We start from the raw sequence: 23,744 nt of genomic DNA on the forward strand, positions 1-23,744 counted from the left end.
ACTTGATCACAAAAAGCTGGAGCTTATAGCGTAATGCTAACGGATTTAGATGACTTTTATTGCTTTGCGCTTGTTGTAGAACACGGTGGCTTCAGTGCCGCAGAACGTGCGACGGACATCCCTAAATCTAAACTCAGCCGCAGAGTTTATAATCTTGAAGAACAACTCGGTGTGCGTCTAATTCAACGCAGTTCACGTCATTTTGCTGTGACTGACATTGGTATGGATGTCTATCGCCATGCACAAGTCATGATGAATGCAGCGCAAGCAGCACATGATGTGGTGAACCATCTCAGTAGCCAGCCACGTGGCGTAATCAAAGTGAGTGTGCCTGTAGATATTGCACAGAATCAAATGGCTAAAATCCTACCCGCCTTCATGAAAAAGTATCCTGAAGTTCGTATACAAATGATGATCAGCAATCGCCGGGTCGATGTGATCAATGAAGGGATTGATTTGGCTCTACGTGTCCGCTCCAAGCTGGATGATGATCCAAATCTGGTGCTACGCCAATTCGAAGCGATTGAACAACGATTGTTTGCAAGTCAGGCCTATCTAAATGAATTTGGTAATATTAGTACACCAGAACAATTAGCGGAACACCGCATTATCAGTATGGCTGAAGATCATCTCGATCAACAATTCCTGCTTACAGGACCAGAGCATCAACAGAAAAAGATCAAAGTAAATCCAGTCATTATGGGTTCGAATCTATTAATGCTGGCAGAACTAGCGACCCAGAATTGTGGTGTTGCCTTATTACCCGACAGTATTGCCCAAGATTTTGTCAAGTCAGGACAACTTGTAACCGTTTTACCAGAATGGACTGCGCCTCACGGTATTTTCCATGCTGTTTATCCATCACGACGTGGTTTGTTACCAGCGGTACGTGTTTTTATTGACTATCTTGTTGAAGAACTCACACAATGTTCAACTAAAAAAAAGCGCGATTAAAAAATCGCGTTTTAAATCATGAAACAAGCTTAAACTGCGGCATAAGATCCTGTACCATTTGGCCACGGGGTCAATAATTCAAAACCATCATCGGTGACTGCAACCATATGCTCCCATTGGGCTGACCATGACTTATCTAGTGTCACCACAGTCCAGCCATCCTTCAGCTCTTTTACATATCTTTTTCCTGCATTTACCATTGGTTCAATCGTAAACACCATGCCTTTTTTCAAGACCATACCTTGGCCTTTTTGCCCATAGTGTAAAATATTAGGTTGCTCATGATAAATACGGCCAATTCCATGCCCACAGTATTCACGAACAATGCTATAACCTTGGGCTTGTGCAACTGATTGAATTGCATAGCCTATATCCCCCAATGTCGCACCTGGTTTTACTGCATGTATTCCAGCTAACATTGCATCATACGTCGTTTCAACCAGTTTCTTCGCCTCTGGGCTCGGTTCACCCACAAAATACATGCGGCTGGTATCACCAAAATAACCATCTTTAATAACCGCAACATCGATATTTAGAATATCCCCTTCTTGCAAGATCTTTTTCGCAGAAGGAATCGCATGGCAAACTTCTTCATTGACCGAAATACATGTGGTTTTGGTAAAACCGTGGTATCCCACATTGGCAGGAATAACCTGCAAGGTATTCACAATAAAATCATTGCAGATATCATCTAAATATTCAGTTGAAATGCCCGGCTTGATATAAGCGCCAATCATTTCCAACACTTGTGCCGCTAAACGACCCGAAATTCTTAACTTTTCCAGATCATGTTCAGTCTTAATGGTCACAGTAGAAGCTCTCATTCGAGATATTCCTTATTTATTGATTAGATTAAAATCACACGCAGAAAAATATATATGTGGTCTGCATCAAGTATTTCAATATTTGTACGCCTTCGCCTTCAAATCTTCAATCATTTTAAGACTAAATGATCATTTTTATTTCATCTTGAATTTCGATCTAAACCAAAGAAAAAAATACAGATGCTGCACATTTACCAAGTTTTAAAAACTTTTCAATACATTAGCTTTACCAGTGCTAATTATATGATTTTCATAATTTCTTTTTAGTCAAAAAACAAACAGTTTTCACATAAAATTAGTTTCAAAAGAATGTATTTTTGTTTTAAAATTCGCACTTTTATTTTATGCCTCCCTTGTTATGAATCAACTTCGTACAGGAGATATCATTGCTTTAGGTTTTATGACCTTTGCGTTATTCATTGGCGCAGGCAATATTATCTTTCCTCCAATCGTTGCTCAGCAGGCTGGCGAACATGTTTGGCTTGCTGCTTTCGGTTTCTTAATCACTGCAGTTGGTTTGCCTGTGATTACGATTATGGCCTTATCTCGCATGAAAGGTTCGATCGAAATCATTAGCTCTCCTTTAGGACGCTTTTTTAGCTTACTCCTGACTATTGTTTGCTATTTATCTGTAGGGCCACTATTTGCAACCCCACGTACCGCAACCGTTTCTTATGAAATAGGTTTCGCACCTTATTTTGGTACATCTGGCAGTAGTCTCTTTATCTATAGTATTGTTTATTTTGCTTTTGTGACCGCAGTTTCACTGTATCCAAACAAACTACTCGATACTGTTGGTCATGTACTGGCACCACTAAAAATTATTGCACTTGCAATTTTAGGTATCGCTGCATTTGCCATTCCAACAGGCATGATTTCACCTGCTGTAAATAATTATGTGAGCAGCCCAGTATCTGAAGGTTTTGTGAGTGGTTATTTAACCATGGACACTTTAGGTGCTTTGGTATTCGGTATTGTGATTATTCAAGCGATTCAATCTCGTGGAGTCACAGATACTAAACTCATTACCAAATATGCGATTATCGCGAGTTTGATCGCTGGTGTAGGACTAACTCTAGTCTATATTAGTTTGTTCAAACTTGGCCTAGGCAGTCATGAAGTCGCTCCAAACGCAGCCAATGGTGCAATCATTCTACATGCCTATGTTCAGCATGCTTTTGGTGATTACGGTTCATATTTCCTAACTTGCCTAATCTTCCTTGCATGTATGGTCACTGCAATTGGCTTAACCTGTGCATGTGCTGAATATTTCAATGAGTTAACAGGTTTATCTTATAAATTGCTGGTTTTCATCCTGACTGGTTTTTCATTATTGATTTCCAATTTAGGTTTAACCAAGCTGATTGCGTTTTCGGTTCCGGTTTTAAGTGCCATTTATCCGCCTGCAATTGTTGTCATTATGCTGAGCTTTTTCTGGAAACGCTGGAATAATCCATCGATTGTTGTTGGTTCAGTGACGGCTATTGCCTTTCTATTCGGTATTATTGAAGCGATTAAAGCAGCTGGCTTTACTCAACAATTACCGACTTTTATTCAGCATTTACCTTTGAATGAACAAAATCTTGCATGGTTACTTCCATCAATTATTGTTCTTGTGATTGCAATTTTGATTGATCGGGTATCGTCGTCTAAGAAATAAAATGATTTGTCGTTAAAATGATGTTTTACCCAAACATGATTTTAGCTATACGAAAAATGTTCTTTTATCCAATGTTCATTTTTTGTTTACGACAAATCTTTCTTTTCAAACAACAAAATCACTCCGTCCCAGTCAAATCAGGCATTGGAAACCAACCATTCCTATTCAATAAACTTATTCAATCGTTTTTCAAAATGTAAAAATAATAGCCATTATTTAACTAAAAAATAGTATAAATCACTATAAAAAATACTTTAAATCTATATAAATCAATACATTCAAAAATTTATTTTCAAAATACCCCTTATCCCTATTGAAATGCTCAGAAAATAGCAGTACAACTTAAAAAAGAATTCAGACAAAAACACATGGTTTTGTCGTCACAACAAGGAGGGATGGAGATGTTATCAATACATTTCAACAAGCAAGTCTTCATTAACACTCTGAAGGCTAATGATTCAATCGTATATGCAACAACAACACTTGCCTTAATGGTTACGTTGTTATTTCAAGGCACAATTAAAGGTAATTTAAAACCTGAATATTTTGCATATGCATTGGTTGTATCGCTGGCCTTTTGTATGTGGGCGATTGTTGATCGAAAGTTTCGACAGCTAAGTGTAGCTCGACAGAAAAATACTTTAGGAAAAATGGATGAGTAATCATCCATTTTTTAATTCCAGAATCGGCCAATTGTACCCAATAACAAAATTGTCGTAGCGCCCAGCTCGACAACAATTAAACTGAGCATCATCAACGTCATACACCATGCAGGTAAAGTCCAACGCCCAACCTGATGCGGCTGTTTAAATTGATTGGTTGTATCCTTTAATAAGCCGTGCAAAATGTAAATTAAAATCGACATTGTAAAAAAGAATAAATTCGCAACAACGCAAAACAAAACCAGTGAATCTGATAGCACCGTAAAGAAGCTTAATGCAGCGAGAATCAAACTGGCAGAGGCATAAAGCAAACTACTCCGATGTGCAATATCAACATAATAATGTGCCCGAGCAAGTTCCGTATGTCTGATTTGATAATACTTCCAAACCCCAGTTGACATCCCCATCCACAAAAAAATCCCACTAAATATAATTGCAAGTTGTGTCGCACTATTTAAAACCAACATATATTTCCCCGAAAACAATCTATTCCTTTTGTGCGTTTATATTACATAAAATTTGACTTTTAAGTCATTTTTTAAACGAGTTTCTTTTTGGAACTTGTGTAAAGTAGAACGATGCGAATACACGAGTATGTTTTAATGAATCGCTCTGAGTCTTTTTGGATCAATTGTCAAGATAACTATCAACTTGCTGCCCAGTTTTATCCTGCACAAGGCAATAGCAAGCCATACCCTATCTTGATTTGTCCAGCAACAGGGATTACCAAAAATTTCTATCACGCTTTTGCCGACTGGCTTAGCCAGCAAGGCTATGATGTTTTAAGCTTTGATTTTAGGGGGATTGGCGAATCGTTGCACGGTGCCCTTAAGAATTCCAATGCCAGCATTAGCGATTGGGGGATCTATGATATTCCAGCTGCCATCGAAACCTTATTAAATCGTAGCCAAGCTGAAAAAGTCATCATGATTGGCCACAGTGCAGGTGGACAGTTGCTCGGTATTACCCCCAACTACAATAAAGTTGCTAAAGTCTTGGCAATTGCAGGTTCAACAGGGCATGTCAAAGGTTTAAAAGGAAAGACTAAAATTCTTGCACCCGTGATGTTTAATATTATTTTTCCAATTTCCAGCTTTTTCAAAGGCTATGGCGCAACTCAATTTATTGGGATGGGAGAAAATCTGCCCAAGAATGTTGCCAGACAGTGGGCCGAGTTTTGCAGCAAACCTGGTTATGTGATGAATGCGATTGGTAAGACCATTTTTGAAGACTATCACCAACAAATTCAATGCCCAATCACCTCTTTCTGGGCAAGCGATGACGAAATTGCTACACAGGAAAATGTGCAAGATCTTTTACGTTTATATCCAAATGCCCCAACCAAATTGATTGAATTGAATCCACAACAGCATGGTTATAAGCATATTGGGCACATGCTAATGTTTAAAAAATCCCATCAAAAATTATGGCCACTCATAGAAAGTGAATTGCGTATTTAAACATACGTATTCTCTCTGATTGTTGATACTTTACGCATCTCAACCTGTAATCCTGTTCAGATGCGCCTTTTTTATCTTAAATATCCCATCAGCTTAGCATTTTGTTTTTCACTCGTATTCATTAACTACAATCATCACGTTCCATCACTGTTAGCTCAAACGAGCTGATTCCAGTGAATTTCAAGCAATCAATGATAAAATTTCATCAGAAAAATGTGATAAAGAATGTATTTATTCAACTTTTTTAATTTTTTGATATGTTATATTTTAACCAATTGATTAATACAAGCATTTGTATTCTCTATTTTTTAAGCATTATTTATTTTTTAAATATATTGATTTTCTATATTTATGACATTTTAGACAGAAATTATTATAAAAATGTCACGTCAAAAATCGTATTTTTTTTCTACAATATGATTATTCTACAGATGAGCAAGAATTAAAAACTTGAGCATAATCTGCAAAGGAATGACGACTGGATAGTACATCATTAATAGCTGATTTATGTGAATTTTATGATGACTTATTCATTTAGAATTAAGATAATTCCAGCATTATCTTTAGATAAAAGTGTTAAAAAATGGAATGCTAAAAAAATCTAGAAATTGATTTTTTTAACAGGAAAGTTAGAGACATTTCATGGAATCTAGGAGCAGCAAAATATTGCTCCTTGTGCAAGCAGGAAATAAGTGATGCCAAAAAAATATGCGCGTTTTTTACCTACAGCCGATTCATTTAACCTAGAAGACTTCCCTTTTTACTGGATTTCTCAAGTAAATGCTCAATACGTCCAAAACATTGACAACGTACTTAAAAAATATGGTCTAGACAATTCTCGTCGTCGTATTTTAATCGCCTTACATGTCAAACCACATGCAAGTGTGTCAGAGCTTTCAGACATGGTTATTTCAAAAATGTCTACTACCACCAAAATCGTTTATCGCCTTAAAGATGAAGGCTATATCGATACCTATTCATGTAAAGAAGATGGCCGTATAACACGTGTTTTTCTCACAGAAAAAGGCCAAGAGATGATCACAAAAATCAATGATCTTACCGCCATCATCTTAGAGCAATCTTTTGATGGTCTTACGCCTTTGCAAATTGAAAAGACGATGGAAATTCTGCGTCATATGTTTAAGAATCTTGCGCGTTAATAAGCAGAGATAAAAAAGGCTTCAACATTGAAGCCTTTGTCTTTATTGTCAAAATTACAAGTCAAACATATTGAGTTGTGGGGTTATTTTTTCGAGCCTTGCTTTCGGTACATGCGAACATTCAAATTCCTCTACGGGAAAACCATTCATAAACCCATAGAGTTGATGGGGTTGCTTCAGGCTTAACCACTCATCCAAGCGTTGATGTGGAATAACCACCACGGATCGCTTCACATTACCCGGTTCATGGAAATCTTTCATCATCGGGTGGTCTATCGCGTCCATAGTCAGCATGGTTGCTGAACGAACAGTGTGTTCATTCAATTTACAAATCTCATAAAGTGCTGCAATATAAAACGCCTGCCCATCTTTACGGCGTACACCCCAGCGTTGTGGTTTATTATCGATATACTTACTTTCATAGAACTCTGAAACAGGAATCACGCCAAACTTGCATTTAGATGCTGCTTCAAGAAAACTGGGTTTCTGAAAGATAGTTTCATGTCTTGCATTATAAGTATGCTTAGAAATATTGGTATCTTCTGACCACTTCGGTACTAAACCAAATAATACTTCGCGCCACTCTAGCCCCTGCTCCGATTTAAACAGCAAAGGTGTTTTATAGCTTGGGTAAACCTCATCCACATATTCAAACGGAATCAAAGGCAATTCTAGCTGTTTGGCTTGTTCAACCGTCAAAGGTTTATAGTTAGCACACATAAGCAGATCAGTACGTATATCTCTAAAAAATAAAGTTAAAAAAAGGAGGCATCACCCCTCCTTTTTATTCTTAGATCAAATTAACCAAATAGTTTTTTCATCTTCGCACTTAAGCCGTGGATAAAACGATGTTTTGCATTGGCTTTATCACTGGTTAAGAAGTTAATCTGGATCGATTGACGTTGCCCTTCAAAAGGTACATATCCATGCCAACCATTATCTGTCACCTTAAATGCAACAAGAGTTCCTGGTCCAGCATCAATCTCTGCAACATAGTCATCCATATTCTTTTCATCATTCAAGATACGTAAACGACCTGTCGGTGCATCCCAAGATTCATTTAAATAAATCAAAATGGTCAACAACTTGGTTTTCGAGTCGGAATGGATACGACCATCCTTTTGACGTGAATAACCACGTAAAGTGATCATCATCGGATGTTCCATCACATCAACATCAAATTTTTCAGTCAAGATTTGACGAAATTCTTTAGTATCTAACGATTTTAAGAAGCGATCAAAATTAGGTTTAATCTCAACATCTTCGATATTATAGCTACCACCTTGCTGGATTTTTGGAAAATCCTGAATAACAGCTTTTACTTCACTGTCCACAATTGAGTTTTCTACAACAAAGTAAGGATATGGTGAGGTAGAAACTTGCGCTTGTTTTAAAGCATCTAATTTTAAAATTTGTGACATCGCTATGATTCGACTAAATGATCAAACTGTAGCAATTATAGCAAAAATTTGATCAAGATAATGCTTAATCCTGTTTTAGATCTATTTATCAATCAAAGCTTCCTTTAAACCACGGAAATAAAAAAAAGCCTCCGAAGAGGCTTTTTTTATATTAGATGAGCTTAATCACCTGTATAACCTTTTAACTTTAAACGTGCAGCATGTAACAATGGCTCAGTATAACCAGATGGTTGTTCTGCACCCTTGAAGATCAAGTCAGATGCTGCTTGGAATGCAATACCATCAAAGTTTGGTGCCATTGGTGTATACAGCGGATCATTGGCATTTTGTTGATCAACGATCACCGCCATACGCTTAAGTACTTCTTCAACTTGCGCACGTGTTACGATACCGTGACGTAACCAGTTTGCAACGTGTTGCGAAGAAATACGTAAAGTTGCACGGTCTTCCATTAAGCCAACGTTATTAATGTCTGGCACTTTAGAACAACCAACACCCAAGTCAACCCAACGAACGACATAACCCAAGATTCCTTGACAGTTATTTTCAAGTTCATTGTTTAACTCTTCTGCTGTCCAGTTGGTTTCTGGTGCAAATGGCGGCGTTAACAAGTCATCTAAAGTCAACATGTCTTCAGCAGCCAATACATCTTGACGTGCTTTTACATTGATTTGATGGTAGTGCAATGCATGCAGTACTGCACCTGTTGGTGATGGAACCCATGCACAAGTTGCACCTGCATTTGGATGTGCGGTCTTGGTCGCCAACATATCTTTCATGCTATCTGGTTTTGGCCACATGCCTTTACCAATTTGCGCTTTACCTTGTAAACCACATGCTAAACCGATTGCAACGTTACGGTTTTCGTAAGCAGCAATCCATTTTTGGGTTTTAACAGCTTCTTTACGCACAACTGGCGCAGCTTCCATAGACGTATGGATTTCATCGCCTGTACGATCCATAAAGCCCGTATTAATGAAAATGGTACGGTCTTTTGCAGCAAAGATACAGTTTTTCAAGTTCACAGACGTACGACGTTCTTCATCCATAATCCCGATTTTGAGTGATTTAGCAGGCAAACCGATGGCTTGTTCAGCACGCTCAAACAATTCAACCGCAAATGCAACTTCCTCTGGACCATGCATTTTTGGCTTAACGATATACATTGAACCTTTACGCGAGTTTTTGTTCTCGTTTTGACCGCGAATATCAGCAACTGTAAGCAAAGGTGTAACTAAAGCATCCATGATGCCTTCGAACACTTCTTCGCCCTCAACCAAGATCGCAGGGTTTGTCATTAAGTGGCCTACGTTACGAAGCAACATTAATGAACGGCCATGCAATGTTGTTGTACCACCAATCAGATTCTGTACAGTACGGTCTTTGTTTAAGGTACGCGTAATGGTTTTACCATTTTTCTCGATTGACTCTTGTAAGTCACCTTTCATGAGACCTAACCAGTTACGGTAGCCTTCCACTTTTTCTTCAGCATCAACCGCTGCAACCGAATCTTCCAAATCTTGGATCGTAGTTACCGCAGCTTCAAGAGTTAAATCTTTAACGCCAGCAGCATCTGTTTTACCAATTGGGCTATTTGCATCAATTTCGATAATCACATGCAAGCCGTTATTTAATAAAACGATTTCAGTAGGGTTAGCAGCTTCACCATTGAAACCGACAAACTGTGATTCGTGTGCTAAAGTCGTGGTTGAACCATCTTTGAGTGTCACAGCTAAACCATTATTCACCACTGCATATTGAGTTGCATCTGCATGCGAACCTTGTGCCAATGGGAAAGTTTGGTTTAAGAAGTCCTTTGCAAAAGCAATGACTTTATCACCACGAACTGGGTTATAGCCTTTGCCTTTCTCTGCGCCGCCCTCTTCAGAAATAACATCTGTACCATACAGTGCATCATATAAAGAACCCCAACGTGCATTTGCAGCGTTCAAGCTGTAACGTGCATTACGCACAGGTACAACCAGTTGTGGGCCAGCCAATAATGCAATTTCTTCGTCAACGTTTTCAGTCGTTACCTGAAAGTCAGCAACTTCTGGCTCTAAGTAACCAATTTCAGTTAAGAATGCCTTGTAAGCATTTAATTCAAATTTATTGTTGCGATGCCATTCGTCAATCTTTGCTTGAAGTTCATCACGCTTAGCCAATAATGCTTTGTTTTTTGGGCTAAGGTCGACAACGACTTGCTCGAAGTTTTTCCAGTAAGTTTCACTCTCTAAACCAGTACCTGGTAAAGCTTCATTTTCGATGAAATCGTAAAGTTCTTTAGCAATCGCTAGCTTGCCTTTTTGAATACGTACAGTCATTGTCTTTCCTGATGGTGCTAACTTTTTATAACAAGAATTCTAGTATACTGATTTATACTAGCCTGAATAGTAATATCACATTCCTAAATAGTAAGCATTTTCCCCATTAGAAGTATTGACAAACATATTTTTTTATACTTACCAAAACATCAAATGATGTGTGCTTGTTTTCTAGTTATGCAATATACTCCCTTTTTCAAACTCATCTAGTTATAACAAAATTCGACCAAGAATAAAGCCTTATCCCTATAAGTTTATAAAAAAAGCACTCCGAAGAGTGCCTTTTCATTTATGAAGTTTGTGCGATCTGAATTTGTCGGTGCTCCGAATGCAAATAATCATCAGACTGCATTTCCAATAAACGTGAACGCGTACGTTCAATTTCAAATGCCAATTTCTCACCTTCATAAAGATCAATAATAGAGTCTTCTGAAGTAAGAATCAGTTTTACACCACGGTCATAGAATTCATCGACCAAATAAATAAAGCGGCGAGTTCCTTCGGACAGGAAATCGGTCAAATGCGGAACATTGCTCACCAAAACGGTATTATAGATGTTGGCGATTTCAATAAAGTCTGCGGGACTACGTGGCTTAAAGCATAGCTCTGAAAACTCACACCACAATACATCTTCAGTGTGACCTAAGGTTTCTACCACGCGATTATTGATCATAATCGGTGAGCTAGATTGTGCTTGGGTTTGGGTCAGTGCTTTAAAACGACCAGATAACCACACTTGCGCATCATCCGTTAATGGATATTTAAATAATTGCGCCTGTTTCAATACCCGTAAACGATAATCTACACCTGCATCAACATTTAAAACCGTACAGTTCTTCTTGACCAACTCAATCGTCGGCAGGAAACGATCACGATGAATTCCGTTTTTATATAAACCATCTGGTGCAATATTTGATGTTGCAATCAAAGTGATGCCACGCTCAAAGAGCTTTTGGAACAGATCACTCAAAATCATGGCATCAGTTACATTTGATACGAAAAATTCGTCAAAGCAAATTACAACAGCGTCTTTATAAATCTGATCTGCAACCAAATCTAGTGGATTACGTTGACCCGAAAGTTTATTCAACTCTTTATGAACATGTTGCATAAAGTGATGGAAGTGCATCCGCATCTTACGGCGGAATGGCACAGATTCATAAAACTGATCCATCAACCATGTTTTGCCTCGACCTACACCACCCCACATATATACGCCTTTTGGATAGGTTTGACGGCGGAAACGTCGAAACGCTTTCTTCGATGCTTTATAGCGAGTGAGTAACTCTTTCCATACTCGATCCAACTCTTGCACGGCTTGCGCTTGAGCCTCATCTGGCATGAATTGTCCTGAGTCAAGTGCTTGAGCATAGCGCTCAGCAGGTGACGTTGGGATATATGCAGTGCTATGTGAGTCTGGTTTAGAATTTGACATAAGGTGTTATTGCAATTTTAATTGATGAAAATTATATCGAACATTCTGTTCAATGGCATTAGATTTTAGGCTTAATTATCATAGAGTTTAAACATCAAAATGTACCATTTTTAATCATTTAATGATTTCGACTATATTGTCTCGGACTCAATCCAAACCATCTTTTAAAAGCATGATTGAAGGCCGCTGGCTCAGAATAACCCAACATTTCGGCGACTTGTTCAATTGAATAGGAACTATTTTCAATGAACTTAATCGCCTTCTGTTTAATCAGCTGTTCACGAATTTCCTTATAGCTGGTCTGCATTTGCTGCAATTGATGTCTTAAGGTACGTTCTGGAATACTCAGGGCACAAGCGGTTTCTGCCATCGTGGGTATGACCCCATTTTGCATTTCCAGATAATCCTGCACATATTCAACAATCGTTAATTTGAGCGCCGCACTTTTCTCTAAATGTTGAATATCCTGTAGGCATTTTTCTTCATAAATGCGATACGTCAAAATATCAGCAGATGGAATTTTTGTATTTAGAATTTGTGTATTTTCCAAAATAAAAGCGGCCTGTGCACATCCAAATTTGACATCTTGACCATAATAATCTTGATAAGCAGCAAGCAACCCTAGATCTTTAGGGCGCTGAAATGGCAGTTCAATCTGAATTTTGGGTATATCCAACCCCATCATTTTAAAGATGTCTTGTAAAAACTTATAGGTACCTGAAATTTCACACTGTGCCCTTAATTGGCCTAAATGCATACTGAGATCAATAGGTTGATAAAACAAATAGATCAACTCATTTTCAATCTTTAACTGCAAGCTCCCAAATAGATGGGTTAACTGCTGATATTGAACACCATTGAGTAAGGCACGATGTAGGGTATCACTGGTCACCAGTAGCATCAGGAACGGTCCATAGCCAGCCAATGCATAATGCTGCCCAATGAATAGACCTTGTTCTGGTGAAATGTCCTGACTAATATGCTGCAAAATATCCCACTCGATTTCATCTGGAATAATTGAACTTGGATCTAAGGCATCGGCGTGTATCCCCATATTTGCTAAACGTGCATCCACATCAATACCGACATGACGCATGCCTTGAATCAAATACATCAACCCGAGGATAGATCTCTTCATAAGTTCGAATGCAATTCTCAAAACTTTAATGTTTTACTATAAAAGCCTCAGCAAATGAATTGCCGAAATGATCAAGTTTTACGTCGATACAATCATATTTAATCTCACGAAAACCGTTAAACTTGCTCAAAACTTAGCGGTGTAGGACACAAACTATGCGTGATGTAAACCAAAATGCGATTCAAAAAACAAAAGTTGCCATTATTGGTGCAGGTTTTGGTGGCTTGGCAATGGCTATTCGCCTGTTACAAAGTCAAATTAATGATTTTGTGATCTTAGAAAAAACCAATGATGTGGGGGGTACATGGCGAGAGAACCAATATCCTGGCGCAGCCTGTGATGTTCAATCGCATATGTACTCACTTTCATTTGCTCCCAAAACAGACTGGTCTAAGCGTTATGCTGAAGCAGATGAAATCTTTACCTATATCCAAGACATCACGGAACAACACAAATTAAAGGACTATTGCAAATTTGAACATGAAGTCACTCGTGCTGAGTTTGATGAAAGCCGAAATATCTGGACCTTAGCCCTGAAAGATCGACCGACAGTTGAAGCACAATTTGTTATTTTTGCCTCAGGTCCACTGCACGTGCCACAAATTCCTCATGTGAAAGGCATTGAAAACTTTAAAGGTAAAGTTTTCCATTCATCACAGTGGGATCATCATTATGACCTAACTGACAAATCTGTTGCATCAATTGGAACTGGCGGCAGTGCGATTCAATATATTCCTGAAATTGCGCCAGAGGTCAAACAACTCTATGTATTGCAACGTACCGCAGCATGGGTGATTCCTCGTGATGAACGTAAATACTCCCAACTGAGCAAATCTTTATTTAAAGCATCAAATATCTACCGTCAGATTCACCGTACCCGCCTGTATTGGACCAATGAATCTCGTGTTGTGCCAATTGTACAACCACAGATCATGAAGTATGGCCAGAAACTGGCTGAAGCCTTTATCCGCTTCCAAGTTAAAGACAAAGAACTGGCGAAAAAACTAACACCTGATTTTGTCATGGGCTGTAAGCGTATTTTAATTTCAAATAAATATTTCCCAACCTTCAACCGTAAAAACGTTGAATTAGTGACAGATGCTATTCAAGAAATCACCGCAAATAGTATCATCACCAAAGATGGCAAAGAACGTCAAATTGACTGTCTGATTTATGGTACAGGTTTTATTACCGACCCTCGTATATATCTAAAACATTTCGATTGTGTTGGCCGTAACGGCATTGAACTCAAACAAGCATGGAAAGATGGCGCTGAAAGTTACTATGGGATCAGTACCAAAAACTTTCCGAATCTATTCCAGTTACTGGGGCCAAATACCATTCTTGGGAATAACTCAGTGATTTTCATGATTGAATCTCAGGTCAACTATATTCTCCAGTTAATTCAAACGGTAGATAAAACAGGGACTCAAGCAGTTGAAATTAAGCATGACGTCCAAGATCAGTTCAATCAGCGTGTACAAGATCAGCTTAAAGGAACGGTATGGCAAGCGGGTGGCTGTAGCAGTTGGTATCAAGCTGCTGACGGTAAAAACTTTTCGTTATGGCCAACCTACACATGGCGATATTGGTTAGAAACTCGTAAAGTCAATGTCGCTGATTATAATTTTATGAGTACTTCAACTGCTGCCAAATCTAATGCTGCATAAAGAGTAAAGCCTATTTAAAAAAGCCCTCGATTCTATGGGGGCTTTTTTATTTCCAAGCGATACAATAACTTATCTCTTGCACTTATCATCTTTTCATTCTTTTATCTTTTCCAACTAAAAACAGTATTGTTAATAAGCAAATACGGAAAAAACCATGCTATGATTTTAACTACCTACCGTTAGGTAGTAAAACTATATCTGTTTGCTTTCTGCACTGGAGTCTAAAACCATATGCAATCTGCTGCTCCAATTTCTAAAATCAGTTGGTCTTTGTTACTACTACTCTCCTTATTCACAGTCTTAGATGCGTTGGCGATTGATATTTATTTGCCTGCGTTTCCACTGCTTGCCGAAAGCTTTGCAACCACAGCTGGACAGATTCAGTTGACACTCTCGGTATTTTTGATTGGCCTTGCAATTGGTCAAGGTATTTATGGTCCTTTATTAGATCGCTTTGGCCGACGCAATCCCTTATTGATTGGAATCGCAATATTTATCTTGGGCTCATTATTGGCTGCCATTGCACCCAACATTGAATGGTTGCTGGCAGCCCGGTTTTTACAAGCAATCGGTGCCTCTGCTGGTTTAGTTGTTCCAAGAGCAATTATTTCTGATGTCTGTGATGCCAAAACCAGCGCCAAAAATTTTTCTATTCTGATGCAGGTGATGATGATCATTCCTATCATTGCACCATTGTTCGGCAGCCTGATCCTGCGTATCGGTTCTTGGCATTTGATTTTCTACACCTTGGCTGCACTTGGAGCTCTGCTTTTGTTATGGGGTACTCAAGCCATTCCAGAAACCTTAAAACCTCAATATCGTCAGTCACTACAATTCGCAGCAATTAAAACAAGCTATCAAACACTCGCTCTCAATCAAAAATTTATGGCCTACACGCTGGCGGGCGGTTCTATCTTGGGCGGCTTTTTTGTTTATTTAAGCCAATCCCCATTTATTTTTATTCAGCATTATCATATTCATAATGAAGGTTTTAGTACTTTATTTGCAGCCAATGCCATCGGATTAATTATTCTTGGGCAAGTTTCGATCATATTATTAAAGCGTTGGTCTGCACAACAATTACTGATACTGGGCATGTGTATATTTAGCGGTGCCAGTTTGATCTTATTGCTCAGCGTTTCTTTATCTACCTTAAGCTTATGGCAGTATGTTGCACTGTTAGGACTAAGTATCTGGTCTACAGGTTTTATTTTTGGCAATGTAACGGCATTGACCATGCAACAAAGCCCACAACATTTAACAGGTGCGGCTTCATCATTGATGGGTTTATTGCAATATGCCTTGGCTTCGTTGATTGGCTTGATCGTGAGCTTGTTTGAAATTAATATTAGCCTGCTCCCAGCCAGTCTATTCGTTTGCGGAATGATTGCACTCAGCTTATGTATTTATGCTGCACTTAGACAAAGTGACACTTTTTCGACGACGAAAGCAGAATAATAAGTATCGTACTCAGATCAGCAATTGACTGCAATCAAGGGCTGATCAAAACATCTAATGTTTTTAGAATGGCATCTAGTCGAAGTCTGAACTTATCTCGTCCTCCGTAGATCAATTCACTTTGTAGTGCATCCACAAAACTCATACAGACCCGAGCCAAGATTGTACTGTCTAATTGATACTTATTTTCTTTCAACACCGACTGTTGTAGTGCCTGTAAAAACACCTGTTCCAATTCAGCCATGAAAACATGCATTGGCTCAATCACCTGATCATATAAGTGTACAGGTGGACTAATTAAAGCATTCATCCAGAACTGAACTCCATAAGAGAGATCAAAGCGTTGTTCAATACTCATGAAGTAAGCGTGTAATTGCTGCTGAATTCCCATACCACCTTGCAAAACTGTTTTGGCATGTCCCAGTTCTTCATCAATCATGATCGGAATCAAGCTTAGATACAGTTCATCTTTATTTTTAAAATGTGCATAAATTGAAGGCTTTTTAATTCCAACATCAGTCGCAATTTCATTTAAGGATGTTGCTGCAAAGCCTTGTTTTGCAAAACGCTCAAAGGCAAATTTTTGAATCTTCGCTGCTGTCACAAATCATTTACCTCTATTTCTTAAAAAAGTATATTTCACTCCATATAATATTCATAGCGACAATGAGCATCCTGAAGTTGATCAACTGTGTTAGGGACTTCTGACGGATATAAATGCACCTTTATTGCAAAACATTCTATATCAAGTGATATATAAATCTACCCAAGTATCAGATTTCCCTGCATAATAAATCAGCACTCTAAACACGCTGATTGTATGACCTCTCTTGTTTTAATCTTCCAAATTTTTATCTGCCTTAGCTTAGGCTATTTTGTTGCACCGCACCTATCTCAGACACTTAAACAATTTGTATTCAAAATCCTGCCTTATTTTTCTTATATTTTATTGGTTAGTGTCGCATTCGAACTGACTCAGGCCTTAAATCATATCCAAAACCCTGCAACCATTTTACCGCCAGCGCTTTTGATTGCATTTACCACTTCAATTGGTTCTTTTTTCATTTGTCTTCTCACCTACAAACTAATAGATCGGCAAAGCATTCAAGGCAAAATTTCATCACATCTTTTTCTAAATGCACTCAAAAATATTGCCAAAGCCTTTTTAGCTTTAGGAGTCGGTATTTTACTGGGCGTATTGATCAAGATTTCGGGCATTCAAATAGCATTTAACAGCTGGTACTTATTGCTGATCTTTATTTTCTTGATCGGGATCGAACTGGCCTTTACTCAATTTGATCGTAGCTGGTTAAGCTGGAAAATCCTAATGGTTCCCGTAGCTGCATTCATCGGCTCTGGTTTAGCCTCAATTCTGAACTATATTCTTTTATCTAATAATTATAACTTTAATGAAGTCATGGCCTTAGCTCAAGGCTATGGTTGGTATTCAATGTCAGGGATTTTATTCACTGAGCTACACTCAGCTAAACTGGGTGGGATCGCTTTATTAACGGATTTATTTAGAGAAATTTTTGCAATTTTATTGATGTATTGTCTGGGTTGGCGCTTTCCACGCTCTGCAATTTCAAGTGCTGGTGCAACCTCGATGGATGTCACTCTTGCCATGGTCAAACAATCATGTGGCACGCATTACGTACCACATGCAATGATGAGTGGATTGATTCTATCTCTCCTCGCACCACTCTTAATCAGTTTGTTTTTGAATCTAAAATTCTAAATCAAGCCAAACTCAATTAGATTGAAGTTAGAATTGACTTTAACATCTCAGTTGGGTTTTCAGCTTTCGTAATTGGACGACCAATCACCAAATGAGTTGAACCATCCAGCATGGCTTGTTTTGGTGTCACAATGCGTTTTTGATCATCTGCATTTGAGCCTTCAGGGCGAATCCCCGGAGTAACTAAGGCAAACTCCTGTCCTAACAGATCACGTAAAATTTTAGCTTCTTGTGCTGAACATACCACACCATCCAAACCACTCTCTTGAGTAAGTTTAGCCAAACGCTTTACCTGTTCAACAGGCTCGATATCTAATCCGATATCCCGTAAATCTTCACGTCCCATAGAAGTTAAAACAGTAACTGCAATCAACTGTGTTTGATAATTGCCCGCTTTAAGACGCTCAACACAGGTTTCCATCATTTTACGGCCGCCAGATGCATGCACGTTCACCATCCATACTCCAAGATCTGCTGCAGCACATACGGCCTGAGCCGTGGTATTTGGAATATCATGAAATTTTAAATCAAGAAAAACGTCAAAGCCTTTGTCTTGTAAGCTTTTAACAATCGATGGGCCTACATGAGTAAAGAGCTCTTTGCCTACTTTGACACGACAAAGTGACGGATCAAGCTGATCTACGATTGTTAAGGCGTCATATTGGCTTTTTGCGTCTAGCGCAACAATAATACTCACGAATCTAGTTCCATCACATAAAAATCGGCTAATTATAAATTGATTCAGAGCATGAACAAAGCAAGAAAGTTCTCATATTGAAAAAAAGCTTTTCCACTAAGCTGAAATATACCTATCTTTGTTCTGAAATTAAAATTGCTCGCGTATCTGCTTGCAGTGCCTCAAAGATATGTGGCTGATCCGCAGGGTAACAAATATAATCCCCTTCACTCAGCAATACAGGCTCTGAAATTAATCCAACCTTTGCTTGCCCCTTCATAATAATAATATGCTCAATACTACCAATCGGATGTGGCTGACTACAACGCGGCTCACCCGGTTGGGTTGTTAACATATACACATCACGTCTCGCACCTGTTGGGCAATTGGCCAATAGAATAGCTTGATAATGAGCAATTTCAGAGGAAACCGATGGCCCTTCACCAAAACGAATGACCTGAGTTTGTACAATATGGCTTTCCATTAACTTTGCAAATGGAATATCCAAAGCCACACACAAAGCCCACAATGTTTCCAGGCTTGGATTTCCTTGCGCAGCTTCCAGTTGCGACAAGGTTGATTTGGCTATGCCCGCCCGACGCGCGACTTCTGCCAATGACAGCCCTGCTTTCTGTCTCTCTCTCTGCAAACCCTTTGCAACAATTTCAATTGGCAATGCCATAAACCACCATAAAAAACGATTGTTCGCTTTGACGAACGATATGAATTTAATCTATTATATCGTACGTTCGTTTGATATAGAAAATAAAGATGCAAAATAAAGAGCGCTATAATCTCGTCAAAGCTATCAGTCTCATTTCAATCGCCACAGGTATTGTCGGTATTTCACTCGGTTCCGTTGCTGCGAGCTTCAATATACCGATTTGGATTCCAATGATGCTCTCTTTAACTGTATTGGCAGGTGCTGCTGAATTTACTTTTGTAGGTATGATTGCGACTGGTGCGAACCCTCTTTTCGCAGCATTGACTGGAATATTCATCAATTTACGCCATCTTCCATTTGGCTTATCTGTTGCTACCTTTATTGAAAAAAATGCATCTCGCTTTATTGCTTGCCATATCATGAATGATGAAAGTGTAATGTTTGGATTAAGCCAGCAAGAAGATGAGAACAAGAAAAAAGCGTATTGGATGTGTGGATTGGGTATTTGTATTCTTTGGCCAATCGGTGTGTTTATTGGTTACATCTTGAGTAAAAGTATTCCAGATATTTATATATTTGGCATTGACGCTGCTTTTCCTGCCATTCTTTTTGCCTTGATTTTGCCTATGCTAAGGAACAGAACTACACGGAATCGCGTGTTTCTCGGTACGACATTGTCTTTAGCTTCTATTCCTTTGCTCCCTACAGGTTTACCTGTTTTAGTTTCCATGTTCGGTTTATTACTAAAGGGTAAATCCAAATGAAATATAGTGAAACTTATATCTTTGCTGGTATTGTCATACTTGCATTGGGTACCTATTTCATTCGCTATTCAGGCGTTTATTTAGCCAATCGAATGTCGTTTAAAGAGCAGCATAAGCAACTTCTTGCTGATTCTGCTTGTGTACTCCTATTTACCTTAGCTGTTTTCAACACTATTTTTACTGAAACGCATTTTAGTGGTATCAGTAAAATCATCGGGGTTGCTGTTGCCGTTATTTTTGCCTGGAAGAAATACTCACTGATCGTGGTCATCCTTGTCGCGATGCTAATTACCGCAGTCTTGAGATATCTCGGTCTTCCATAAAGCAAAAAAATAGCCCTTTAATCAAAATAAAGGGCTATTTCCTATCCAGTAATCAAATCTTCAAGGATTGATTACTAAAAATATTCTCAATTACAGTGGAGTACGTGTTTGACTCTCAGGATTGATATCCAACACTGTTTTTTCATGTCGTACACTTGCAGCAGCTTCTGCGGCAGCTTGCTGTGCAAGTTGAATTTGCTCTTTACGAAGATGATCAATATCTTTGCGCAATCTCTTAATTTCCCAACTGGTTTGGAAAACGCGGAAAACCTGTACGCCTAGAAGCAAACCAACAACAACACCTAAGACTAACGTCAATAAAAGTAATAACCCCAAACGCATCGCTGGAACTTGAGTAAATAACAAGTCTACTTGTAGCTCAGCCGGGTTTTGAAGTACCAAAGCAAGTGAATAACCAAAAATGGCAACGAGTAATGCAATTAAAACATAACGCATAAATACCTCAATACTTATTCAGCAGATTCGTTTACTGCATCACGAAGTGCCTTACCAGGTTTAAAATGTGGAACTGCTTTTGCGGCAACATCAACTGATTTACCTGTTTTAGGGTTACGACCTAAACGTGGCTCACGGTGATGTAATGCAAAACTACCAAAACCACGAATTTCAATACGATCGCCACTCGAAAGTGCTTCAATCATCTGATCGATCATGATCTTAACTGCGTCTTCAACCAAAGGCTCAGCCAAGTGTGGGTTTTTTAGTGCAATCCGTTCAATTAAATCAGATTTATTAAGTGCTTCAGTAGTCATTGATGACCTCTTTAATTATTGCTACTTTCCAATGTTTTTAATAATAACCTGTTTAAATACAAAACGGTAGCGCAGTACATGATTACTACGCTACCGTTTACAGTATTTTTGTATAAAAAACTACGTCTCAGTTACAAGAAACGTACTTTTTAACAAATTACTTCATTTGAGCTTTAATTAAGTCACCAATAGTCTTAGGACCATTGCTTTCTGCAGCTTGAGTCGCAGCAGCTTGGCGAGCATTGTTCACAGCTTCTTTCTCTTCAGCTTCGTCTTTCGCTTTGATAGACAAGTTGATAGAGCGAGATTTGCGATCAACGTTGATGATCTTCGCTTCAACTTCTTGACCAACTTCTAAGAATTTAGTCGCATCTTCAACGCGGTCACGGTTGATTTCAGAAGCTTTAAGTGTTGCTTCGATGTCATCAGCTAATTTAACTGTAGCACCTTTAGCGTCAACAGCAGTTACAGTACCTTTAACCATAGCACCGCGTTCATTCGCAGCCAAGAAGTCATTGAATGGGTCGCTGTTTAATTGCTTGATACCAAGACTGATACGGTTGCCTTCAGCGTCAACAGATAAGATAACTGCTTCAACTGTGTCGCCTTTCTTGTAACGACGAATCGCTTCTTCGCCTTGTTCGTTCCAAGAAATATCAGACAAATGTACTAAACCGTCGATACCACCAGATAAACCGATGAAGATACCGAAATCAGTGATTGACTTGATCGTACCAGAAACTTTTTCGCCTTTTTCATTTGCTTTAGCAAACTCTTCCCATGGGTTAGCACGAGTTTGTTTGATACCCAATGAAATACGACGACGTTCTTCGTCAACTTCAAGAACCATAACATCAACTTCATCACCGATCTGAACAACTTTAGATGGGTGGATGTTTTTGTTAGTGTGGTCCATTTCTGAAACGTGTACTAAACCTTCAACGCCTTCAGCGATTTCAGCGAAGCAACCGTAGTCAGTTAAGTTAGTTACACGTGCTTTAACGATAGAACCTTTAGGGTAACGGCTCATGATCGCTAACCATGGATCTTCGCCTAATTGCTTAAGACCTAAAGATACACGGTTACGCTCGCGGTCAAATTTAAGTACTTTAACTGTAACTTCTTGACCAACTTCAACAACTTCTGAAGGGTGCTTGATACGCTTCCAAGCCATATCTGTGATATGTAGAAGACCATCAATACCGCCAAGATCAACGAACGCGCCGTAATCAGTAAGGTTCTTGATTGTACCAGTAACTGTTTGACCTTCTTCAAGTTGAGCAAGTAATGCTTCACGGTCAGCTGAAGATTCAGCTTCCATAACTGCACGACGAGATACAACAACGTTGTTACGTTTAGCATCAAGTTTGATTACTTTGAACTCTAACTCTTTACCTTCAAGGTGAGTTGTGTCACGAATAGGACGAGTGTCAACTAAAGAACCTGGTAAGAATGCACGTACAGGACCGATGTCAACAGTGAAACCACCTTTAACCTTACCAGAGATAACACCAGTAACGATTTCGCCGTCTTCAAAGATTTTCTCAAGTTTAGTCCAAGTTTCAGCACGCTTCGCTTTTTCACGTGATAAAACTGTTTGACCCATACCGTTGTCAAGCGCTTCAACAACTACGTCAACAGTATCGCCAACTTGAACTTCAAGTTCACGTTGTTCATTTAAAAATTCAGCACGGTCAACAACGCCTTCAGATTTAAGGCCAGTGTCAACAGTAACCCAGTCAGAATCGATACTGACAACAGTACCTTGGATGACTGCACCCTTTTCAACGTTGAGGTTTAATTCACTTTCTTCAAAGAGGGCTGCAAAAGATTCGGTCATGATATACCTGATAAAGTCCGCGGTCTTGGATCAGACAAGGCCGGTTTAGTTAAGTTGTTACATTGTCCAAAAAATCTGATCAAGCAATGCTTCAACTGATAAAAAATTGTGTATCTATTTTATACGGCTATTGATATAGTCAACCATCAGCTGAAACACTTCATTGATGCCTATTGTAGAACTATCAATGATATACGCATCCTCAGCGGGCTTGAGCGGAGCAACTGTACGCTCCATATCTCTTTTATCTCTAGCCTGTATGTTAGATAAAATGTCGCTTATTTTAGCATCAAGCCCCATACCCTGCAACTGTTTTACGCGCCTCTCTGCACGAGACTCAGCCGATGCTGTTAAGTAAATTTTCGCTTGAGCCTCTGGAAAGATCGATGTAGCCATGTCTCTGCCATCAGCAACCAACCCTGGTGCTTGAATAAATGCACGTTGACGTGCGAATAATGCTTTTCTTAAAGCAGGGACAGTTGCAACTTTAGAGGCATACTCTCCAACCTGTTCAGTACGAATGGTATTGCTCACATCCAAACCATCAAGCAAGACCTGTGTCCCCGCCTCGGTCGTTTTAAATTCAATATCCAAATTTGTTGCATATTCGACACATTGGTCTAAATTCACGTCAATTTGGTCAAGCAAACCACGTTGAAACAATGACAGCCCAAGTAAACGATATAACGCACCTGAATCCAATAAATTAAATTGGTAATGTGCTGCAATTTTAGCGGCCAGCGTACCTTTACCTGAACCGCTTGGACCATCAATCGTAATAATATGAACTGTCATTCCCA

At 38.9% G+C, this 23,744-nt stretch carries 24 protein-coding genes; 10 read left to right on the forward strand and 14 right to left on the reverse strand.

Annotated features, from left to right (window positions below):
• Nucleotides 1-33 precede the first annotated feature (33 nt).
• Nucleotides 34-954, forward strand: coding sequence for a LysR family transcriptional regulator (locus tag F895_RS08220; protein WP_005241840.1), 921 nt, complete (start codon nt 34-36; stop codon nt 952-954).
• A gap of 29 nt (nt 955-983) precedes the next feature.
• Here the strand turns inward: F895_RS08220 and map are convergent, their stop codons facing one another.
• Nucleotides 984-1,778, reverse strand: a complete 795-nt coding sequence (gene map / locus F895_RS08215; protein ID WP_005241842.1) for a type I methionyl aminopeptidase — start codon at nt 1,776-1,778, stop codon at nt 984-986.
• Between the two features lie 358 nt (nt 1,779-2,136).
• On the opposite strand from map, the gene brnQ reads away from it, so the two are divergent.
• Nucleotides 2,137-3,438, forward strand: a complete 1,302-nt coding sequence (brnQ, locus tag F895_RS08210) for a branched-chain amino acid transport system II carrier protein (protein ID WP_005241844.1) — start codon at nt 2,137-2,139, stop codon at nt 3,436-3,438.
• Nucleotides 3,439-3,839: 401 nt separating this feature from the next.
• Entirely contained in the window at nt 3,840-4,100 is a 261-nt protein-coding gene (locus F895_RS08205) for a hypothetical protein (protein WP_005241846.1), read from the forward strand.
• A gap of 11 nt (nt 4,101-4,111) precedes the next feature.
• Here the strand turns inward: F895_RS08205 and F895_RS08200 are convergent, their stop codons facing one another.
• Nucleotides 4,112-4,567 carry a hypothetical protein gene (locus F895_RS08200; RefSeq protein WP_005241847.1) on the reverse strand — a complete coding sequence of 152 codons (456 nt, stop codon included), beginning with the start codon at nt 4,565-4,567 and terminating at the stop codon, nt 4,112-4,114.
• Nucleotides 4,568-4,702: 135 nt separating this feature from the next.
• Between F895_RS08200 and F895_RS08195 the strand changes: the two genes are divergently transcribed.
• Entirely contained in the window at nt 4,703-5,560 is an 858-nt protein-coding gene (locus F895_RS08195) for an alpha/beta hydrolase family protein (protein WP_005241848.1), read from the forward strand.
• A gap of 695 nt (nt 5,561-6,255) precedes the next feature.
• Nucleotides 6,256-6,720 (forward strand): MarR family winged helix-turn-helix transcriptional regulator, encoded by a 465-nt coding sequence (locus tag F895_RS08190; protein WP_005241849.1) that lies wholly within the window; start codon nt 6,256-6,258, stop codon nt 6,718-6,720.
• A 54-nt stretch (nt 6,721-6,774) separates the two neighbouring features.
• On the opposite strand, the gene F895_RS08185 is transcribed toward F895_RS08190, so the two are convergent.
• From F895_RS08185 to F895_RS08165, 5 genes are all read right to left on the reverse strand, one after another.
• A complete protein-coding gene (locus F895_RS08185; protein ID WP_005241850.1) occupies nt 6,775-7,440 on the reverse strand; it encodes an SOS response-associated peptidase family protein in 666 nt (221 codons plus the stop codon).
• Nucleotides 7,441-7,520: 80 nt separating this feature from the next.
• The gene (locus F895_RS08180) at nt 7,521-8,141 is read right to left on the reverse strand and encodes a 2OG-Fe(II) oxygenase (RefSeq protein ID WP_005241851.1); all 621 of its coding nucleotides are present in this window, start codon (nt 8,139-8,141) and stop codon (nt 7,521-7,523) included.
• A 161-nt stretch (nt 8,142-8,302) separates the two neighbouring features.
• Complete coding sequence (locus F895_RS08175) at nt 8,303-10,465, reverse strand: malate synthase G (protein WP_005241853.1); 2,163 nt, start codon at nt 10,463-10,465, stop codon at nt 8,303-8,305.
• A 289-nt stretch (nt 10,466-10,754) separates the two neighbouring features.
• On the reverse strand, nt 10,755-11,900 hold the full coding sequence (zapE, locus tag F895_RS08170; protein ID WP_005241854.1) for a cell division protein ZapE: 1,146 nt from the start codon (nt 11,898-11,900) through the stop codon (nt 10,755-10,757).
• Between the two features lie 118 nt (nt 11,901-12,018).
• Nucleotides 12,019-13,038, reverse strand: a complete 1,020-nt coding sequence (locus tag F895_RS08165) for an AraC family transcriptional regulator (RefSeq protein ID WP_005241855.1) — start codon at nt 13,036-13,038, stop codon at nt 12,019-12,021.
• A gap of 155 nt (nt 13,039-13,193) precedes the next feature.
• On the opposite strand from F895_RS08165, the gene F895_RS08160 reads away from it, so the two are divergent.
• Entirely contained in the window at nt 13,194-14,708 is a 1,515-nt protein-coding gene (locus F895_RS08160) for a flavin-containing monooxygenase (protein WP_005241856.1), read from the forward strand.
• A 231-nt stretch (nt 14,709-14,939) separates the two neighbouring features.
• Nucleotides 14,940-16,166: a multidrug effflux MFS transporter gene (locus tag F895_RS08155; protein WP_005241857.1), complete on the forward strand. Its 1,227-nt coding sequence runs from the start codon at nt 14,940-14,942 to the stop codon at nt 16,164-16,166.
• A gap of 34 nt (nt 16,167-16,200) precedes the next feature.
• On the opposite strand, the gene F895_RS08150 is transcribed toward F895_RS08155, so the two are convergent.
• The gene (locus F895_RS08150) at nt 16,201-16,770 is read right to left on the reverse strand and encodes a TetR/AcrR family transcriptional regulator (protein ID WP_005241858.1); all 570 of its coding nucleotides are present in this window, start codon (nt 16,768-16,770) and stop codon (nt 16,201-16,203) included.
• Nucleotides 16,771-16,986: 216 nt separating this feature from the next.
• Between F895_RS08150 and F895_RS08145 the strand changes: the two genes are divergently transcribed.
• The gene (locus tag F895_RS08145) at nt 16,987-17,904 is read left to right on the forward strand and encodes a LysO family transporter (protein WP_005241859.1); all 918 of its coding nucleotides are present in this window, start codon (nt 16,987-16,989) and stop codon (nt 17,902-17,904) included.
• A 16-nt stretch (nt 17,905-17,920) separates the two neighbouring features.
• Here F895_RS08145 and pyrF read toward each other — a convergent pair whose 3' ends face one another.
• Both pyrF and F895_RS08135 read right to left on the reverse strand, forming a co-directional pair.
• Nucleotides 17,921-18,601, reverse strand: coding sequence for an orotidine-5'-phosphate decarboxylase (gene pyrF, locus F895_RS08140; protein ID WP_005241860.1), 681 nt, complete (start codon nt 18,599-18,601; stop codon nt 17,921-17,923).
• Between the two features lie 112 nt (nt 18,602-18,713).
• The gene (locus tag F895_RS08135) at nt 18,714-19,262 is read right to left on the reverse strand and encodes a helix-turn-helix domain-containing protein (RefSeq protein ID WP_005241867.1); all 549 of its coding nucleotides are present in this window, start codon (nt 19,260-19,262) and stop codon (nt 18,714-18,716) included.
• Nucleotides 19,263-19,351: 89 nt separating this feature from the next.
• Here F895_RS08135 and F895_RS08130 point away from each other — a divergent pair, with 89 nt between their 5' ends.
• Together F895_RS08130 and F895_RS08125 are read left to right on the forward strand one after the other, a co-directional pair.
• Nucleotides 19,352-20,008: an AzlC family ABC transporter permease gene (locus F895_RS08130; RefSeq protein ID WP_005241868.1), complete on the forward strand. Its 657-nt coding sequence runs from the start codon at nt 19,352-19,354 to the stop codon at nt 20,006-20,008.
• Nucleotides 20,005-20,331 (forward strand): AzlD domain-containing protein, encoded by a 327-nt coding sequence (locus F895_RS08125; RefSeq protein WP_005241869.1) that lies wholly within the window; start codon nt 20,005-20,007, stop codon nt 20,329-20,331. The genes F895_RS08130 and F895_RS08125 overlap by 4 nt, the downstream gene beginning before the upstream one ends.
• Before the next feature lie 90 nt (nt 20,332-20,421).
• Here the strand turns inward: F895_RS08125 and F895_RS08120 are convergent, their stop codons facing one another.
• The 4 genes from F895_RS08120 to cmk all read right to left on the reverse strand — a co-directional run bounded on the left by F895_RS08120 (nt 20,422) and on the right by cmk (nt 23,739).
• The gene (locus tag F895_RS08120) at nt 20,422-20,787 is read right to left on the reverse strand and encodes a lipopolysaccharide assembly protein LapA domain-containing protein (RefSeq protein WP_004653853.1); all 366 of its coding nucleotides are present in this window, start codon (nt 20,785-20,787) and stop codon (nt 20,422-20,424) included.
• Between the two features lie 14 nt (nt 20,788-20,801).
• Nucleotides 20,802-21,104: an integration host factor subunit beta gene (locus F895_RS08115; RefSeq protein WP_004653854.1), complete on the reverse strand. Its 303-nt coding sequence runs from the start codon at nt 21,102-21,104 to the stop codon at nt 20,802-20,804.
• A gap of 157 nt (nt 21,105-21,261) precedes the next feature.
• Nucleotides 21,262-22,944 carry a 30S ribosomal protein S1 gene (gene rpsA, locus F895_RS08110; protein WP_005241870.1) on the reverse strand — a complete coding sequence of 561 codons (1,683 nt, stop codon included), beginning with the start codon at nt 22,942-22,944 and terminating at the stop codon, nt 21,262-21,264.
• 114 nt (nt 22,945-23,058) lie between these two features.
• Nucleotides 23,059-23,739, reverse strand: a complete 681-nt coding sequence (cmk, locus tag F895_RS08105; RefSeq protein ID WP_005241871.1) for a (d)CMP kinase — start codon at nt 23,737-23,739, stop codon at nt 23,059-23,061.
• Nucleotides 23,740-23,744 lie beyond the last annotated feature (5 nt).

Origin of the sequence: Acinetobacter sp. CIP 64.2 (assembly GCF_000369645.1) — a bacterium.
Classification (GTDB): domain Bacteria; phylum Pseudomonadota; class Gammaproteobacteria; order Pseudomonadales; family Moraxellaceae; genus Acinetobacter.

Excerpts from the sequence above, each read along its gene's own strand:
- F895_RS08220 (WP_005241840.1), top strand. The coding sequence starts at position 34 with ATGCTAACGGATTTAGATGACTTTTATTGCTTTGCGCTTGTTGTAGAA.
- map (WP_005241842.1), bottom strand. The coding sequence starts at position 1,778 with ATGAGAGCTTCTACTGTGACCATTAAGACTGAACATGATCTGGAAAAG.
- brnQ (WP_005241844.1), top strand. The coding sequence starts at position 2,137 with ATGAATCAACTTCGTACAGGAGATATCATTGCTTTAGGTTTTATGACC.
- F895_RS08205 (WP_005241846.1), top strand. The coding sequence starts at position 3,840 with ATGTTATCAATACATTTCAACAAGCAAGTCTTCATTAACACTCTGAAG.
- F895_RS08200 (WP_005241847.1), bottom strand. The coding sequence starts at position 4,567 with ATGTTGGTTTTAAATAGTGCGACACAACTTGCAATTATATTTAGTGGG.
- F895_RS08195 (WP_005241848.1), top strand. The coding sequence starts at position 4,703 with ATGAATCGCTCTGAGTCTTTTTGGATCAATTGTCAAGATAACTATCAA.
- F895_RS08190 (WP_005241849.1), top strand. The coding sequence starts at position 6,256 with ATGCCAAAAAAATATGCGCGTTTTTTACCTACAGCCGATTCATTTAAC.
- F895_RS08185 (WP_005241850.1), bottom strand. The coding sequence starts at position 7,440 with ATGTGTGCTAACTATAAACCTTTGACGGTTGAACAAGCCAAACAGCTA.
- F895_RS08180 (WP_005241851.1), bottom strand. The coding sequence starts at position 8,141 with ATGTCACAAATTTTAAAATTAGATGCTTTAAAACAAGCGCAAGTTTCT.
- F895_RS08175 (WP_005241853.1), bottom strand. The coding sequence starts at position 10,465 with ATGACTGTACGTATTCAAAAAGGCAAGCTAGCGATTGCTAAAGAACTT.
- zapE (WP_005241854.1), bottom strand. The coding sequence starts at position 11,900 with ATGTCAAATTCTAAACCAGACTCACATAGCACTGCATATATCCCAACG.
- F895_RS08165 (WP_005241855.1), bottom strand. The coding sequence starts at position 13,038 with ATGAAGAGATCTATCCTCGGGTTGATGTATTTGATTCAAGGCATGCGT.
- F895_RS08160 (WP_005241856.1), top strand. The coding sequence starts at position 13,194 with ATGCGTGATGTAAACCAAAATGCGATTCAAAAAACAAAAGTTGCCATT.
- F895_RS08155 (WP_005241857.1), top strand. The coding sequence starts at position 14,940 with ATGCAATCTGCTGCTCCAATTTCTAAAATCAGTTGGTCTTTGTTACTA.
- F895_RS08145 (WP_005241859.1), top strand. The coding sequence starts at position 16,987 with ATGACCTCTCTTGTTTTAATCTTCCAAATTTTTATCTGCCTTAGCTTA.
- F895_RS08135 (WP_005241867.1), bottom strand. The coding sequence starts at position 19,262 with ATGGCATTGCCAATTGAAATTGTTGCAAAGGGTTTGCAGAGAGAGAGA.
- F895_RS08130 (WP_005241868.1), top strand. The coding sequence starts at position 19,352 with ATGCAAAATAAAGAGCGCTATAATCTCGTCAAAGCTATCAGTCTCATT.
- F895_RS08125 (WP_005241869.1), top strand. The coding sequence starts at position 20,005 with ATGAAATATAGTGAAACTTATATCTTTGCTGGTATTGTCATACTTGCA.
- F895_RS08120 (WP_004653853.1), bottom strand. The coding sequence starts at position 20,787 with ATGCGTTATGTTTTAATTGCATTACTCGTTGCCATTTTTGGTTATTCA.
- F895_RS08115 (WP_004653854.1), bottom strand. The coding sequence starts at position 21,104 with ATGACTACTGAAGCACTTAATAAATCTGATTTAATTGAACGGATTGCA.
- rpsA (WP_005241870.1), bottom strand. The coding sequence starts at position 22,944 with ATGACCGAATCTTTTGCAGCCCTCTTTGAAGAAAGTGAATTAAACCTC.
- cmk (WP_005241871.1), bottom strand. The coding sequence starts at position 23,739 with ATGACAGTTCATATTATTACGATTGATGGTCCAAGCGGTTCAGGTAAA.